General features: G+C 69.7%; 13 protein-coding genes. 10 read left to right on the top strand and 3 right to left on the bottom strand.

Annotated elements, in window-relative coordinates:
- Nucleotides 1–88 precede the first annotated feature (88 nt).
- Entirely contained in the window at nucleotides 89–763 is a 675-nt protein-coding gene (locus K244_RS0115285; protein ID WP_051460026.1) for a WecB/TagA/CpsF family glycosyltransferase, read from the top strand.
- Here K244_RS0115285 and K244_RS0115280 read toward each other — a convergent pair.
- Entirely contained in the window at nucleotides 720–2132 is a 1413-nt protein-coding gene (locus K244_RS0115280) for a hypothetical protein (RefSeq protein ID WP_020187151.1), read from the bottom strand. The two genes, K244_RS0115285 and K244_RS0115280, sit on opposite strands and share 44 nt — an antisense overlap.
- 95 nt (nucleotides 2133–2227) lie before the next feature.
- Between K244_RS0115280 and K244_RS0115275 the strand changes: the two genes are divergently transcribed.
- On the top strand, nucleotides 2228–3283 hold the full coding sequence (locus K244_RS0115275) for a glycosyltransferase family 4 protein (protein WP_020187150.1): 1056 nt from the start codon (nucleotides 2228–2230) through the stop codon (nucleotides 3281–3283).
- Nucleotides 3277–4461, top strand: a complete 1185-nt coding sequence (locus K244_RS22790; RefSeq protein WP_020187149.1) for a cellulase family glycosylhydrolase — start codon at nucleotides 3277–3279, stop codon at nucleotides 4459–4461. The genes K244_RS0115275 and K244_RS22790 overlap by 7 nt, the downstream gene beginning before the upstream one ends.
- 30 nt (nucleotides 4462–4491) lie before the next feature.
- Here the strand turns inward: K244_RS22790 and K244_RS0115265 are convergent, their stop codons facing one another.
- Both K244_RS0115265 and K244_RS0115260 read right to left on the bottom strand, forming a co-directional pair.
- Nucleotides 4492–5367, bottom strand: a complete 876-nt coding sequence (locus tag K244_RS0115265; RefSeq protein WP_020187148.1) for a prephenate dehydratase — start codon at nucleotides 5365–5367, stop codon at nucleotides 4492–4494.
- Nucleotides 5364–6134 (bottom strand): 3-deoxy-manno-octulosonate cytidylyltransferase, encoded by a 771-nt coding sequence (locus K244_RS0115260; protein WP_020187147.1) that lies wholly within the window; start codon nucleotides 6132–6134, stop codon nucleotides 5364–5366. The genes K244_RS0115265 and K244_RS0115260 overlap by 4 nt, the downstream gene beginning before the upstream one ends.
- A gap of 229 nt (nucleotides 6135–6363) precedes the next feature.
- Between K244_RS0115260 and K244_RS23210 the strand changes: the two genes are divergently transcribed.
- The 7 genes from K244_RS23210 (at nucleotide 6364) to K244_RS0115225 (ending at nucleotide 16579) form a co-directional block, all read left to right on the top strand.
- Complete coding sequence (locus K244_RS23210; RefSeq protein ID WP_020187146.1) at nucleotides 6364–7446, top strand: cytochrome c family protein; 1083 nt, start codon at nucleotides 6364–6366, stop codon at nucleotides 7444–7446.
- A 184-nt stretch (nucleotides 7447–7630) separates the two neighbouring features.
- Complete coding sequence (locus tag K244_RS0115250) at nucleotides 7631–9508, top strand: extracellular solute-binding protein (RefSeq protein WP_020187145.1); 1878 nt, start codon at nucleotides 7631–7633, stop codon at nucleotides 9506–9508.
- A gap of 224 nt (nucleotides 9509–9732) precedes the next feature.
- Nucleotides 9733–11622 carry an extracellular solute-binding protein gene (locus K244_RS0115245; protein ID WP_020187144.1) on the top strand — a complete coding sequence of 630 codons (1890 nt, stop codon included), beginning with the start codon at nucleotides 9733–9735 and terminating at the stop codon, nucleotides 11620–11622.
- Between the two features lie 260 nt (nucleotides 11623–11882).
- Complete coding sequence (locus tag K244_RS0115240) at nucleotides 11883–12989, top strand: microcin C ABC transporter permease YejB (protein WP_020187143.1); 1107 nt, start codon at nucleotides 11883–11885, stop codon at nucleotides 12987–12989.
- A 154-nt stretch (nucleotides 12990–13143) separates the two neighbouring features.
- A complete protein-coding gene (locus K244_RS22085) occupies nucleotides 13144–14304 on the top strand; it encodes an ABC transporter permease (protein WP_245259821.1) in 1161 nt (386 codons plus the stop codon).
- The gene (locus K244_RS0115230; protein ID WP_020187141.1) at nucleotides 14301–15932 is read left to right on the top strand and encodes an ABC transporter ATP-binding protein; all 1632 of its coding nucleotides are present in this window, start codon (nucleotides 14301–14303) and stop codon (nucleotides 15930–15932) included. Before K244_RS22085 ends, K244_RS0115230 begins: the two co-directional genes overlap by 4 nt.
- A complete protein-coding gene (locus K244_RS0115225; RefSeq protein WP_020187140.1) occupies nucleotides 15929–16579 on the top strand; it encodes an NUDIX hydrolase in 651 nt (216 codons plus the stop codon). The genes K244_RS0115230 and K244_RS0115225 overlap by 4 nt, the downstream gene beginning before the upstream one ends.
- Nucleotides 16580–16637: the final 58 nt, after the last annotated feature.

Here is a 16637-nt window from a genome sequence, read left to right as displayed (position 1 = left end):
TCCGCACCGCACGCTCCGTATGGCAAAAAAAATCGATATTTTGGGGCTGAAAGTGCTGGCCGCGACCCGGGCCGAAGCGGTCGCGGCTATGGATCGCGCCGTCGCCGCTCCGGAGCCGGCGCTGATCTGCTACCTCAACGCGCACATCTCGAACATTGCGTCGCGGAATCCGGACCTGACGGCCGCGCTGGAGCGCAGCCTGCTGCTGAACGACGGCGTCGGCGTCGACCTGGCGGCGAAATGGATTCACGGCGAACCGTTTCCCGACAACCTCAACGGAACCGACATGACGCCGCGGTTTCTGGCGGAGACGGAGCACCGGCTGAAGGTGTTCCTGCTGGGCGCGCGTCCCGCGGTCGCGGAGCTCGCGCAGATCGCGTTCCGCAAGATCGCTCCGAGGCACGACTACGTCGGCGCCCGCGGCGGTTACTTTCCGGACGAGCGGGGCGATGAGGTGGCGGCCGAGATCCGCGCGTCCGGAGCCGATTTCGTCATCGTCTGCATGGGCGCGCCGCGGCAGGAAATCTGGACCGCGGCCCATCTCGAGGCGATGGGCTGCAAGGCGGCGATCTGCGCCGGGGCGCTGTTCGACTTCATGTCCCACGGCAAGCGGCGCGCGCCGACGTTCGTCCGGAAGTACCGCTTCGAGTGGCTGTGGCGGCTGATGCTCGAGCCGCGCCGGCTGTTCCGGCGCTACGTGCTGGGCAACCCGCTGTTCGTCATGCGGGTGATCCGCGCGCGGCTCGCCCGCGGGCGAGGCTGAACAGGTCGAACCGCAGGGCGATCGCGCCGACGACGGCGACGAACAGCGCCGTTTTCGCGGCGAGCGCCGCGGCCGGGTGCAGGCTCCAGCCGTCGATCGCAAAGGCCGCCAGCGTCACGCCCAGCGCCGCCGCGGGCATCACGGCGAGCGCCGTCATGTCCACGGGCAGCTTCCGCAGGCGGCGACCGAGGAGCGCCGCGGCGAGCGTCGCCACCCCATGCGCGATCATCAGGGCGATCGCGCCGCCGATCGCGCCCTGCGGCGGGACGAGCGCGAGGGCGATCGCTGCCGAGGTCGCGACGAAGACGGCCGCGATGATGAACTCGAGCAGCGCCGCCTTCGCGAAGAAGATGACCTGCGAGAAGTAGAAATTCTTCAGCGTCATGAAGCAGAAGGCGACGGCGAAGTAGGGGATGATCTCGTAGCCGCGCTGGGCGAAGGGCTCGCCGAGGGCGAGGCGCGCGAGGTCGTGGCCGAAGACCACGAAGAAGGCGGCCCCGAAGGTCGCGGCGGCGAGGCAGGCCTGGAAGGCGCGGCGCATGACCGCGTCCGACTCGGCCTCGTGGCCTTCGTCGGCGAGCTGCTTGCCGACGGTGATGAGCGCGAGCGCGATGGATTCGCCGACCACCATGAAGCTCTGCCGCATCAGGTCGGCGATGACGCCGTAGGGGCCAAGCGTCGCGTCGCCGGCGAAATAGGAGATCATCAGCCGGTCGACGGTCTGGCCGACGGCCATCACGCCGAACGAGAGGATGAGCGGCCAGCCGTAGCGCACCAGAGTCGCGGCGGCGTCCCGGCTGGCGGGCGCCCCCACGAAATGCTTGACCGCGAGCGCGCTCGGCACGGCGGCGATCAGATGCGCGACCGCGATCGCGATCGAAAGCGAAATCGCGGTCGGCTCGAGCGTCAGCGCGACGCAGCCGAGCACGAGCGAGAACACCGCGCGGAAGATCATGGACAGAGCGACGGCCCGCGCCGCGAGCCGCGTGCGGGCGACTTCGACCAGCGCCTCGTAGACGGTCATGCCGAAGAACAGGCCGAACAGCGCCGCGGCGAAGCCCGGCGTCATCGCGCCGAAGGCCGCTGCAAGGCCGAGACCGAGCGCCACGACAAGGGTGGCCGCGCCCAGGAGCCGGGCGTAGGACGCCACGATGGTCTCCGCCTGGGCGGCGCGGTAGACGCCGAAATAGGCGAACTTCATCCATTGGGTCGCGAAGCCGTAGACGATGATCGCCCAGGCGAAGGTCAGCACATAGGCCCCGTACTCCGCGGGGCTGACGAGCCGGGTGAACAGCGCGACGGACACGAGGTTGCCGGCGGCGGAGACGACGCGCGAGCCGAAATAGAGGACGAGGTTCGAATCCTTCACGAAACGCCTTTCTGGCCGTCGCGGCAGGGCGACCTTAACGTGCGAACGTTAGGGGAAGGTTCGACGGTCCGCCGCCCGCCACGAGGTCCCGCCGCATGAAAGTCCTGCAGATCCTCCACACCAACGAGCTCGGCGGCGTGAAGACGCTGGCCGACATGATCGCGGAGGATCTCGGCCGGCGGGGCGTCACGGTCGACACCGTGCTGCTGTTCGACCGGCCGGACTTCGGCAAGGCCGAAAAGGTCAAGGCCGCGATCGCGATGGCGCGGCGGCTCGCCCGCGACGACCACGACGCCATCTTGGCCTATCAGGCGACGGCGTGCATTCTCACGGGGCTGTTCGGCCGGAAGCTCAAGATCGTGCACCAGACCTGCACGCCCAGCGAGACCCAGGCCCTGGTGCGGCTGGCGGACCGGTTGGTCGGGACGGCGGGCCGCTATTCGGTTAACGTGGCGAACACAGCGTTCACTCTGCACGAGTTCAAGAGCTACCCCGCGGGGTACCGGACGGACATGCGGCTGATCGAGCACGGGCTCGACGCGCCGCGCGCCGCATCCGACCGCAAGGAGACGCGCCGGCGCTTCGGCCTGCCCGTAGGCGCGCCCCTCATTCTGAACGTCGGACGGATGGCCGCGCAGAAAAACCAATCGGTGCTGATCGAAGCGCTGCCGGCGGTTCCGGACGCGACCCTTGCGATCGCCGGCCACGGCGGCGACGGCGAGATGCTGATCGCGCTCGCCGAACGCCACGGGGTCGCGGACCGCGTGCGGCTCCTCGGCGGCGTCGCGGCGGCGGACGTGGCCGATCTCTACGCTGCGGCCGACCTCTTCGCCTTCCCCTCGGTCTGGGAGACCTTCGGGCTCGCGGGCGTCGAGGCGGCGATGTCGGGCGCGCCGATCGTCGCCTCCGACATTCCGGTGCTGCGCGAGGTCCTGGCCTCCAAGGAGCCCGACGCCCCGGTCGCCTTCGCGCCGCCGCAGGACGTCGACGCCTGGCGGCGAGCGCTGGCGCAGGCGCTCGCGACGCCGGCCTCGACCGAGCGCCGCGCCGCCTTCGCCGACGAAGTCTCCCGGCGCTACGCCCGGGAGCGCATGAGCGCCCAGTACATGGAACTGCTCGAGGGACGGGATCTCCCGGCGCCGCCATGGTGATCCGCGTCCTCGCCCTCGTCGTCGCCCTCTTTGCGCTGGCGCTGGTTCCGGCGCAGGCCGAGCCCCTGTTCGGCAAGGGAGCCGGGCTGCCCGACATCTACCTGTTCCCGCGGGTGGTCGACGGGGCTTACGCCGCAGAGCCCTACCCAGACCCCGACGGCGGCGCGAACGCCTACCGAACCTCCACCTTCGCGGCGACGGGCTTCGACCACGTCCGGCTCACGATCGACCTCGGTCCGTTTCTCGACGATCCCGGCTCGGCCCGCTGGGCGACCTTCCGCGACCCCTTCCTCGCTCTCATCGATCGTTTCCGCCGGGAGAAGCTCGGCGTCATCGTCACGCTGACCGCGCCGGGCCTCAACGGCCAGATCCCGGAGGACCAGCTCGACGGGCTCGAAGGTCCGCGGTTCAAGCGCTACACAGAGGTCGTCGGTCGCGTCGCCCGGATCCTCAAGAACCGACGGGGGCGGATCGCGCTCGAAGCCATGAACGAGCCGCAGCAGGCCTGCGTGGCCGAAGGCAAGCTCGACTGGACCGCCTACCAGGAGCGTCTTGTCGCGCGGATCCGGACGGAAGCCCCCGACCTGCTGCTGTTCGTCACCGGCGGGTGCTGGTCCAAGATCGAGGGACTGGGCGGCGTCGGCGACGCGCTGCTGGCGGACCCCAAGACTCTCGTCAGCGTGCATTTCTACGAGCCGTTCCTGTTCACGCACCAGGGCAGCACCTGGACGCTGCCGATCATGCCGCTGATCGCCGGCCTCCCGTTCCCGGCCGCTCCCGACCGGCTCGACGTCGTGCTCGCCCGCGCGGTCGAACGCGGCCTCGGCCGACCCGCGCTGATCCTCGAGGCCCAGGCGGCGATCCGCTACTACTTCGTCGAGAAGTGGGACGCGACGAAGGTGCGCATGCAGTTCGACGCGCTGGAGCGCTGGCGCCGCGGCCGCAACATTCCGCCCGAGCGCATCGTGCTGACGGAGTTCGGCGCCTCGAAGGCGGACGGCCTCGCCGACGACGTCGCGTCGCGCGCCGCCTGGCTCGAGGCCGTGACCCGCGTGGTCGAGACCCGGGGCTGGGGATGGACGCTCTGGGTGCCGAGCCGCGGCCCCTACGGCGTCGACGACGGGCAGGGCGGTTATGATCCCCGCTTCCTCAACGCGTTGCGGCTGAGCGCGCCCTAGGGCGTCGCGCCGGAGAAAAGCCCGACCAGGCTACTCCGCGGCGCGCTTGGCGACCCGGAACTCGTGCGCGGGGTAGACGCCGAGGATCTTTAGCTCGGTCGAGAAGAAGGCGAGCTCCTCCAGCGCCCGGGCGAGCGCCGGATCGTCGGGGTGGCCCTCGACGTCGGCGTAAAACTGGGTCGCCGTGAAGGCGCCGTCGAGTTGGTAGCTCTCGAGCTTCGTCATGTTGACGCCGTTGGTGGCGAAGCCCCCGAGCGCCTTGTAAAGCGCGGCCGGAATGTTGCGCACCCGGAAGACAAAGGTCGTCACGGTGAGGTCGCCGCCGCGCGGCGCGGGCTGCGCCTCCGGCGCGAGCACGACGAAGCGCGTCGTGTTGTTGGCTTCGTCCTCCACGTCCTCGGCCAGCACGTCGAGGTCGTAGATCTCGGCCGCGAGCCGCGAGGAGAGCGCCGCCCGGGTCGGGTCGCCGGCCTCGGCGATCTCGCGGGCGGAGCCCGCCGTGTCCGCCCCGACGATCGCTTCGAGCTTGAGCGAGCGAATCAGCTTCCGGCACTGCCCGAGCGCCTGGACGTGGCTCTGGACGCTTTTCAGCGTGCCGAGCGTCGCCCCGCGCACACCCACCAGCTGGTGGTGGATCGGCATGAAGAACTCGCCGACGATGTGCAGGCCGGCGTTCGGCATCAGGTGATGGATGTCGGTCACCCGCCCGTTTGCGGAGTTCTCGATCGGGATCATGCCGAGCGCCGCCTCGCCCGAAGCGATCGCGGCGAGCGCGTCCTCGAAGGTGCGGCAGGGGAGGGCGTCCATCTCGGGATAGGCCTCGGCCGCCGCCATGTGCGAGTTCGCGCCGGGCTCGCCCTGGTAGGCGATGCGGCCCTCGCGGGCGATGACGGGATTGGGGGTCACGACGGAACGCCCTCCGCGGCGTGGATCAGCAGCGTGCGGGCGCGCTCGAGATCCTCCGGCGTGTCGACGCCGAGCGGCACGGTGTCGACCTTGACCGCGTCGATGCGCATGCCGGCCTCCAGCGCCCGGAGCTGCTCCAGCTTCTCCCGCGTCTCCAGCGGCGACGGGGGCAGCTTCACGAAGCGTTCGAGCGCCGCCCGGCGGTACGCGTAGAGGCCGATGTGGTGGTAGAGCGGCCCGGGACCGGTCGGCGCGGTGGCGCGGGTGAAGTAGAGGCAGCGGAAGCGGCCGGGCGCGATCTCGGCGCCCACCATCTTCACCACGCTCGGCGCGGTCTTTTCCTCGTCGCGCACGATCTCGGCGACGAGGGTCGCGATGTCGACCTCGGGATCCTGCAGCGGCAGCAGGCTGGCGCGCACGACGGCGGGGTCGAGCGTCGGCAGGTCGCCCTGCACGTTCACGATTACGTCGAAATCCCGGTCCGGATCGACCACCCCCAAGGCCTCGTGGATGCGGTCCGAACCGGAGGCGTGATCGGCCCTGGTCATCGCCGCCTGGCCGCCCGCGGCGACGATCACGTCGCGCACCTCCTCGGAGTCGGTGGCCACCACGACGGGGCCGACGCCAGCCTCCACCGCGCGTCGCCACACGTGGAGAATCATGGGCTCGCCGTGGATGTCCGCAAGCGGCTTGTTGGGCAGGCGGGTGGCGGCGAGGCGGGCCGGGACGAGGACCAGCGGGCGCGGATGGTTTCGAAGGGTCGGCATCGGGAAATGTTCGGCGCTCGGACGGCGGAATGGCCGCTAAAGGCCCTCGCGGGCCGCGAATAATGATGGCGGCGGCGTGATAGCCGAGTTGCAGCGGTTCCGCAAAAGCGGGTAGCGTCCTCCCGCCCCGACATGCTGAACGGCGTGGTTTCTCCGCGCGTTGACGCAAGTTTCTGGAAATGGCCAAAAAACGGCGCGGAGCGAAGCCGCCGCCGATCGCGGAGGAAAGATGGACTCGTTCGAGCTGAACAAGATCGCCGGCGCCGTGCTTGGCGCCTTGACCGTGACGCTGACGCTCAACGCGGTGGCGGGCCTTGTCTTTGGCCAGCACGAACCCGAGAAGCCGGGCTACGAAGTGGCCGCGCTGGACGAGTCCGGCGGCGGCGAGGCGGGCGGCGGGGCTGCGGCCGCGGCTCCGATCGAGGCCAGGCTCGCCAAGGCCGATCCGGCCAAGGGCGAGGCCGTCGCGAAGAAGTGCGGCGCCTGCCACTCGTTCGAGAAGGGCGGCGCGGCCAAGGCCGGTCCGAACCTCTACGGCGTCGTCGGGCTGAAGCATGCGCACATGGAGGGCTTCGGCTACTCCGCGGCGATGAAGGCCACGACCGACAAGACCTGGGACTTCGCGAACCTCGACCACTGGATCGAGAACCCGAAGGGCTACATCTCCGGCACCTCGATGGCCTTCGCCGGCATCAAGAATCCCGAGGAGCGGGCGAACCTGCTCGCCTATCTCAACAAGAACTCCGACAGCCCGCAGCCGCTCCCGGCGGCGCCGGCGGAAGGCGCAAAGCCCGCGGCCGCGGGCGGCGACAAGGGAGCGGCCGCTCCGGCGGCAGGCGGCGGCGACTTCAAGGCGCTGGTCGCGGCGGCCGACGTGAAGAAGGGCGAGGCGGTCGCGAAGAAGTGCGGCGCCTGTCACTCCTTCGACAAGGGCGGCCCGGCCAAGGCCGGCCCGAACCTCTACGGCATCGTCGGGCTGAAGCACGCGCACATGGAGGGCTTCGGCTACTCCGCCGCGATGAAGGCGACGTCGGACAAGGTGTGGGACGTCGACAACCTCGGCCACTGGCTCGAGAGCCCCAAGGCCTACGTCCCCGGCACCTCGATGGCCTTCGCTGGCATCAAGAGCCCCGAGGAGCGCGCGGCTCTGATCGCCTACCTCAACAAGAACTCCGACGCGCCGGTCGATCTCGGCGCCGCGGGCGGGGGCGACGCCAAGCCCGCGGCTCCGGCCGAAGCCGCTCCGGCGCCGCAGGAGGGCGCTGCGCCGGGACAGCCGGGCGCGACCCCTCCGGCCGAACAGCCGAAGTGACGCTCCGAGGCTGACGCCTCATGGAAAGGCCGGGCCTCGCGCCCGGCCTTTCCATGTCGGCCGAGCGGCCGTCACGGCGTCATGATCGCGCGCGGCCTTGACGCTCGCCTTTAAGCCGCCTCCTCTCGCGACATAATCCGTGGGCGCCCGCGCCCAGACGCGTTGCAGAGGACCACGCCCGCCGATGACGTTCCGCCTGTCCGCCGCCGTTCTCGTCGCGAGCCTCGCGCTCGGTTCCGCAGCCCACGCCCAGGAGCCTGCAGCGCCGATGACCCCGGCGGCGCCCGCGGCGGACGTCTGGAAGCACGGGCTCTCGCTGTTCGGCGACGTGAAGTACCCGGCGGGCTTTCCGCATTTCGATTACGTCAACCCCGACGCGCCCAAAGGCGGCGCCGCGCGGCTTGCGACGCAGGGGACGTTCGACAGCCTCAACCCGTTCATCCGCAAGGGAAATCCGGCGGCCGGCGCGGCGCTGCTCTACGACACGTTGATGACCGATGCGCTGGACGAGCCGGCAACGGAGTATGGGCTGATCGCCGAGAGCGTGCGGCATCCCGCGGACTGGTCGTCCGTCACCTTCCGGCTGCGCCCCGAGGCGAAGTTCCACGACGGCTCGCCCGTCACTGCCGAGGACGTGATCTGGTCGTTCGAGACGCTGAAGCGCGTCAACCCGATGATGGGCTTCTACTATCAGGACGTGACGAAGGGCGAAAAGACCGGCGAGCGCGAGGTCACCTTCACCTTCTCCGGCCCCGGCAACCGCGAGCTGCCGCAGATCATGGGCCAGTTGCAGGTGCTGCCGAAGGCCTGGTGGGAAGGGACCGACGCCCAGGGCCGGAAGCGGAACATCGAGGACGGCACGCTCGAAAAACCGGTCGGCTCCGGGCCGTACCGCGTGAAGGACTTCGCGCCGGGCCGCTGGATCTCGTACGAGCGCGTCGCCACCTACTGGGCGAAGGATCTCAACGTCCGCAAGGGCGTGAACAACTTCGACGAGCTGCGGTTCGATTATTTCCGCGATTCCACCGTGCTCGTGGAGGCGTTCAAGGGCGACCAGTACGACTGGCGCGAGGAGAACAGCGCCAAGAACTGGGCGACGGCCTACCAGTTCCCCGCCGTGGCCGAGAAGCGCGTGACCCTCGAGACCTTCAAGGACAGCCAGTCCGGGCGGATGCAGGGCTACGCCTTCAACCTGCGGCGCGACAAGTTCAAGGATCCGCGGGTGCGCCGGGCCTTCAACCTCGCCTTCGACTTCGAAGAGATCAACAAGACCATCATGTTCGGGCAATACGTCCGGATCGACAGCTACTTTTACGGCACGGAGCTGGCTTCGAAGGGCTTGCCCGAGGGCAAGGAGCGCGAGATCCTTGAGAGCGTGAAGGACAAAGTCCCGCCGAAGGTCTTCACCGCGCCCTACGCCAATCCCGTCGGCGGATCTGCGGACGCAACCCGCGCCAACCTGCGCGAGGCGCTGCGCCTGCTGCGCGAGGCCGGCTGGGAGGTGAAGGACCGCAAGCTCGTGAACGCCGCGACCGGCGAGCGCATGACGGTCGAGTTCATCTACCGCGACCCAAGCCAGGAGCGGATCCTGAGCTTCTACGCGCCGGCGCTGGAGCGCCTGGGCGTGGAGGTGCGCCAGAGGCTGCTCGACGACAGCCAGTACATCAACCGCATCCGCGCTTTCGACTTCGACATGGTGACGGTCGGCTGGGGCCAGTCCCTGTCGCCCGGCAACGAGCAGCGCGACCAATGGGGTTCCGCGGCCGCCGACCGGCCGGGTTCGCAGAACTTCGTCGGCATCAAGGACGCCGGGATCGACGCGCTGATCGACAAGATCATCTTCGCCAAGGACCGCGAAGAGCTGACCGCCGCCACCAAGGCGCTCGACCGCGTGCTGCTGGCGCACAACTACGTCGTGCCGCAGTTCACCAGCCTCGAAGACCGCACCGCCCGCTGGAACCGCTTCGCGCGGCCCGACAACCTGCCGCCGCGCGGCGCGCTGTTCCCCACCGTCTGGTGGTGGGACGCGGAGAAGGCGAAGGCCACGGGGGGGCGTTCGTGAGGAAGCGACGGGGCGACCGTGGCGGCGCCATTTCAGGAAAAGACGCGACGTCGCCGTCCCCCTCTCCCCTTGCGGGAGAGGGTTGGGGTGAGGGGTCGTCCGGCACAACCTCCCACGGTTCAGGATGTCCCCCACGACCCCTCATCCGGCCGTCGGCTGACGCCGCCGTCCACCTTCTCCCGCAACGGGAGAAGGGAAGAGCGCGCGTCTCACGTCGCGCCGTGATGGCCTACGCCGGCGCGGCCGCGGCGTTCGGGATGTTCCCGCGCGCCGCGCGCGCCCAGACCGAGGGCGCGCCGGCGGCGGCGACCGCCGTCGAGGGCGATCCAAAGGCGTTCGGCCCCGAGCGCCACGGCCTCTCGGCCTTCGGCGACCTGAAATACCCGCGCGACTTCACCGCCTTCGACTATGTGCGAGCGAATGCGCCGAAGGGCGGCTCGTTCTCCCAGACGCCCTCGACCACGGCGCTCAACCAGAGCTTCTCGACCTTCAACACGTTGAACGCCTTCATCCTGAAGGGCGACGGCGCGCAGGGCATGCAGCTCACCTTCGACACGCTGATGGCGCGCGCCTTCGACGAGCCGGACGCGCTCTACGGGCTGGTCGCGAAGTCGGTCGCGGTGTCCGGCGACGGCCTCGCCTTCCGCTTCCGCCTGCGCCCCGAGGCGCGTTTCCACGACGGCTCACGCCTCACCGCCGAGGACGTGACGTGGTCGTTCGAGACGCTGAAAGCCAAGGGCCACCCGCTGATCGCCCAGGCGATCCGCGACCTGGAATCGGTCGAGGTCGAGGCTGAGGACGTGGTGGTCCTGCGCCTGTCGCCGAAGCGCACCCGCGACTTGCCGCTGACCTTGGCGTCGCTGCCGATCTTCTCCAAGGCCTGGTACGCCACCCGCGATTTCGAGGCCGCCGGCATGGAGGCGCCGCTCGGCTCAGGCCCCTACAAGGTCGGCCGCGTCGTGCCCGGCCGCGCCATCACCTTCGAGCGCGTCACCGACTGGTGGGCGAAGGACCTCGCGGTCAACGCCGGCCAGTGGAACTTCGACGCCCTGCGCTACGAGTTCTTCCGCGACCGCGCGATTGCGTTCGAGGCGTTCAAGGGCGGCGCCTATCTGTTCCGGGAGGAGTTCACCTCCCGCGTCTGGGCGACCGGCTACGACTTCCCGGCCGTGCGCGAGGGCAAGGTCCGGCGCGAGACGCTGCCGGACCTCACCCCCTCGGGCGCGCAGGGGCTTTGGTTCAATCTGCGCCGTGCGAAGTTCCAGGACCCGCGCACACGGGCCGCGATCGCGCTCGCCTTCGACTTCGAGTGGATGAACGCGAACCTGATGTTCGGCGCATACAAGCGCACCGTCTCGGTGTTCCAGGGCGCGCCGGAGATGATGGCGACGGGGCCCGCCGAAGGCGCGGAGCTCGCGCTGCTCGAGCCGTTCCGCGGCACGATTCCGGACGAGGCGCTCGGAGAGCCGGTCGTTCCCCCGGTCTCGGACGGCTCGGGCCAGGATCGCACACGGCTGCGCGAGGCCGCGCGGCTGCTGCGCGAGGCCGGCTGGGCCATCAAGGACGGCCGCGCGGTGAACGCCGGCGGAGAAGCGCTGACCATCGAGTTCCTGGAGTTCGAGCCCTCGTTCGAACCCCACCTCAATTCCTTCATCAAGAACCTGAAGGTTCTCGGCGTCGAGGCGACCATCCGGCAGGTGGACCCGGCTCAGTACCAGAGCCGCACCAACAGCTTCGACTTCGACGTCGTCAGCCGCCGCATGAGCATGGACCCGACGCCGGGCGAAGGCCTGCGGCAGGTCTACGCTTCGGAATCCGCCAATCTGCCGGGCTCCCAGAACCTTTCGGGCCTGGCGAACCCGGCCGTCGACGCGCTGATCGAGGCCATGATCGCGGCCAAGAGCCGGGACGAGCTGCACGTCGCGGCCCGCGCGCTCGACCGCGTGCTGCGCGCGCTGCGCCTGTGGGTCCCCGCCTGGTACAAGGACACGCACACGCTCGCCTACTGGGACGCCTACGGCCATCCGCCGGAGAAGCCGCGCTTCACGCGCGGGACGCTGGAGACCTGGTGGTGGGACGCGGACAGGGCGGCGAAGGCGGGGGTGAAGGCGTGAGCGCGTTAGGTCGGCCGGCGCACGTGCGGGCGGAGGCATCGTCGCTTTCTCCGCGGAAGCCGGCGCCTTTCGAAGTAGCGCGCGGGCCTTCACCTCTCCCCGTCGGGGAGAGGTCGCGAGGCGAAGCCGCGCGGGTGAGGGGGCTTCGACCGCTCCTGCATGAGGCGAGCCCCCTCACCCGGCCCTGCGGGCCGACCTCTCCCCAATGGGGAGAGGTGAAAACCCGCGCCTCAATTCTTGCGACGAGGGCCTGACGCCGCATGCTCGCTTACGTCGCACGCCGTCTGCTGCTGATCGTGCCCACGATCCTCGGGATCATGCTGGTCTCCTTCGTCATCATCCAGTTCGCGCCAGGCGGCCCGGTGGAGCGAGTGATCGCGGAGGTCACGGGGCAAGGGACCAACGCCACCGACCGGTTCTCGGGCGGCTCGGGTAATGATCTGTCGCCGACGCAGCGCTCGGTCTCCAACGACCCTGTGACGTCGAAGTACCGCGGCGCGCAGGGGCTCGACCCGGCCTTCATCAAGCAACTTGAGAAGCAGTTTGGCTTCGACCGGCCGGCGCACGAGCGCTTTGTAAAGATGGTCTGGGACTACTCGCGCTTCGATTTCGGCCGCAGCTACTTCCGCGACATCGATGTGATCGACCTCATCCTCGAGAAGATGCCGGTGTCGATCTCGCTCGGCCTGTGGATGACCCTGATCTCGTATCTGATCTCGGTGCCGCTCGGCGTCGCCAAGGCGATCCGCGACGGCTCGCGCTTCGACGTCTGGACCTCGACCGTAATCGTGATCGGCTACGCGATCCCGGGCTTCCTGTTCGCCATCCTGCTGGTGGTGCTGTTCGCCGGCGGCACCTTCCTCGACTGGTTCCCGCTGCGGGGCCTCACCTCCGACAACTGGGATCAGCTCTCGCTGTGGGGGAAGATCGTCGACTACTTCTGGCACCTGACGCTGCCGCTGATCGCGCTCGGCATCTCGGCTTTCGCCACCACCACGCTGCTGACCAAGAACTCGTTCCTCGACGAGATCCGCAAGCAGTATGTCCAGACCGCGCGGATGAAGGGCCTGAGCGAGAACCAGGTGCTCTACGGCCATGTGTTCCGCAACGCGATGCTGCTGCTGATCGCGGGCTTCCCCGGCGCCTTCATCGGCGCGTTCTTCACCGGCGCGCTGCTGATCGAGACCATCTTCTCGCTGGATGGGCTCGGCCTGCTCGGCTTCGAGTCGATCGTGAATCGCGACTACGCCGTGGTGTTCGCCAGCCTCTACATCTTCTCGCTGCTCGGCCTCGTGGTCTCGCTGATCTCGGACCTCAGCTACATGTGGGTCGATCCCCGCATCGACTTCGAGACGCGGGAGACGTGATGCGAGCGAACGGCCGAATACGCCGCGCGGTCCTCCCCTCTCCCCCTTGCGGGGAGGGGCCGGGGGCGGCGACGTCGCGCCCTTCGCCGCGAGGGACGTGCGCATGACCGACGCTGCGATCGCCGCTCCGCCGCCCACGCCCGGCGCGCCGCCGATGCCCGCCGTCCCGCGCGGACGGCTGTCGCCGATCAACCGGCGCAGGCTCGCCAACTTCAAGGCGAACCGGCGCGGGTGCTGGTCGCTCGTGCTGTTCCTGCTGCTGTTCGTGGTCACGCTGTTCGCGGAGTTCATCGCGAACGACAAGCCGTTCCTCGTGAAGCACGACGGCGCCTTCTTCGTGCCGGCGCTCGTCACCTACGCCGAGACCGCCTATGGCGGGGAGTTCGAGACCGAGGCGGACTACCGCGACCCCTATCTCCAGAAGCTGATCAAGGACGGCGGCGGCTACATGATCTGGCCGCCGGTGCGCTACTCCTATCGCACCATCAACCTCAACCTGCCCACGCCTGCGCCCTCGGCGCCCACGTGGATGCTGACCGACGAGCAATGCTCGAAGGCCTCCGTCGGCCGCACGCCCGAGGGTGACGCCGCGCCGACGCAAGCGGGAGCCGCGCCCAAGGCGAAGACCTGCGCCGACCTCGAATGGAACTGGCTCGGCACCGACGACCAGGGCCGCGACGTGCTGGCCCGGCTGATCTACGGCTTCCGGCTGTCGGTGCTGTTCGGCCTCGCGCTCGCGGTGCTGTCGTCGGTCATCGGCGTGCTGGCGGGCGCCGTGCAGGGCTATTTCGGCGGCTGGATCGACCTGGCTTTCCAGCGGTTCATCGAAATCTGGACCTCGGTGCCGACGCTCTACCTGCTGATCATCCTGTCTTCGGTGTTGGCGCCGAACGTCTGGGTGCTGCTCGGGATCCTGCTGCTGTTCTCCTGGACCGCGCTCGTGGGCGTGGTGCGAGCCGAATTCCTGCGCGGCCGCAACTTCGAATACGTCCGCGCGGCCCGGGCGCTTGGCGTCTCGAACCGCGCCATCATGTTCCGCCACCTGCTGCCGAACGCGATGGTGGCGACGCTGACCTTCATGCCCTTCATCCTGTCGGGCTCGATCACCACGCTGACCGCGCTCGACTTCCTCGGCTTCGGCCTGCCGCCGGGCTCGCCGTCGCTCGGCGAACTGCTGGCCCAAGGCAAGTCCAACCTGCAGGCGCCCTGGCTCGGCATCTCGGGCTTCGTGGTGATCGCGCTGATGCTGTCGCTGCTGATCTTCGTCGGCGAGGCCGTGCGCGACGCCTTCGACCCGCGGAAGACCTTCCGATGACCGACGCTCCGCTGCTCTCCGTCCGCGACCTCTCCGTCGACTTCGCCCGCGAGGGCGGGCGGACGCTCGCGGTCGACCGGGTGTCGTTCGACCTCGCTAAGGGCGAGACGCTGGCGATCGTCGGCGAGAGCGGGTCGGGAAAATCGGTTACGGCGCTCTCGATCGTGCGGTTGCTGGCCTACCCCGCCGCGGGGCATCCCTCCGGGGAGGTCCTGTTCAAGGGCCGCGACCTGCTGAAGGCCTCCGAGCGGGAGCTGCGCAAGGTGCGGGGCGCGGACATCACCATGGTGTTCCAGGAGCCAATGACCTCGCTCAACCCGCTCCACACCATTGAGCGGCAGGTGGGCGAGGTGCTGAAGGTCCATCGCGGCTGGTCGACGGCCAAGTGCCGGGAGCGGACGCTGGAGCTACTCGACCAGGTCGGCATCCCGGACGCAGCCGAGCGGCTGGACGCCTATCCCCACCAGCTCTCGGGCGGCCAGCGCCAGCGCGTCATGATCGCCATGGCGCTGGCGAACGAGCCGGACCTGCTGATCGCCGACGAGCCCACCACCGCGCTCGACGTGACGGTGCAGGCGCAGATCCTTGCGCTGTTGAAGGAGCTGCAGGGCCGGCTCGGCATGGCCATGCTGTTCATCACCCACGATCTCGGCATCGTGCGGCGCATCGCCGACCGCGTCTGCGTCATGACCGCGGGCAAGATCGTCGAGCAGGGCGGGACCCCCCAGGTGTTCGCCGCGCCCCAACACGCCTACACCCGCAAGCTGCTTGCGGCCGAACCCAAGGGCGCGCCGCCGCCGCTCGACCCGGCGGCGCGCGCCATCGTCGAGGTCGCGGACCTGAAGGTCTGGTTCCCGATCAAGCGAGGGCTGCTGCGCAAGACGGTGGGCCATGTGAAGGCGGTGGACGGCGTCTCCGTCACCGTCCGGGAAGGCCAGACGCTGGGCGTCGTCGGGGAGAGCGGGTCGGGCAAGACGACGCTCGGCCTCGCGATCCTGAAGCTGATCGCGAGCGAAGGGCGCATCGCCTATCTAGGCCAGGCGATCGAGGGCTTCACCGCGGCGGCGATGCGGCCGCTCCGGGCGGACATGCAGATCGTGTTCCAGGACCCCTACGGCTCGCTCAGCCCGCGCATGACGGTGGTCGACATCGTCACCGAGGGCCTCGACGTGCAGGGGTCGCGGCTGAAGCCTGCGGCGCGGCGCGAGGCGGCCACCAAGGCGCTGGCGGACGTCGGGCTCGGCGCGGACGCGCTCGACCGTTACCCGCACGAGTTCTCCGGCGGCCAGCGCCAGCGCATCGCCATCGCCCGCGCGCTCGCGCTCGAGCCCGCCTTCATCGTGCTGGACGAGCCGACCTCGGCGCTCGACATGTCGGTGCAGGCGCAGATCGTCGATCTGCTGCGCGCCGTGCAGGCCAAGCGGAAGCTCTCCTTCCTGTTCATCAGCCACGACCTCAAGGTGGTGCGCGCGCTCGCGAACGATCTGGTCGTCATGCGCAACGGCAAGGTGGTGGAGCACGGGCCGGCGGCGGAGGTGTTCGCGCAGCCGAAGACCGACTACACCCGCGCCCTGCTGGCCGCCGCCTTCGACCTCGAGGCCCGCGAACCCGAAGCCGTGGCCCAGTGAGCGACGACGTGGCCGACGACGACATTCTGGCCGCCCGGGTCGCCGACGTGGCGTTCGAGGGGCCGACGCTGCTGCACGACGGCTACCGCCGGCTGGAGCTCTGGCGCGCTACCTTGCCGGAGGCCCCCGGCCGCGGCGTCGTCGTGCAGGAGCGCGAGGTGTTGCGCGCAGGGCCGTGCGTGGGGGTGATCGCGGTCGACCTCGCCCGCGACGAGATCGTGCTCATCCGCCAGTTCCGCGCGCCGGCCGCGCTCGCGACCGGCAAGGGCGACCTCGTCGAGATCGTCGCCGGCCGCATGGAGCCGGGCGAGGACGCGGCCTTCGCCGCGCGCCGCGAACTCACGGAGGAGACCGGCCTCGTCGCGCTCGCTCTGTCGAAGCCGCTGCTGACCTTCCTGCCGACGCCCGGCATCGTCGACGAGCACGCCACGCTGTTCCTCGCGTCCGTCGACGCCAGCGCGTTGCCCGAACACGCCGGCGCGGCCGACGAGCGCGAGCTGACCCGCCCGTTCGCGGTCCCGATCGACGCCGCGATCAAGGCGATCGAGAGCCCGGTCGCGAGCAACGCCTACCTGCTGATCGCGCTGCAGTGGCTGGCGCTGAACAGGGGGCGGCTGCGCGCGGTGCTGGAGGTCGGCGAGAGCTGAGCGGATCGCGAGCGACGTCGGACATCGATGGTCCGGTCAAGCCGGACCATGACGGCGA

This window comes from Methylopila sp. 73B (assembly GCF_000526315.1).
In the GTDB taxonomy this organism is placed as follows: domain Bacteria; phylum Pseudomonadota; class Alphaproteobacteria; order Rhizobiales; family Methylopilaceae; genus Methylopila.
Note: the sequence above shows the minus strand (reverse complement) of the source record. Positions and strands in the feature narration are given on the sequence as shown.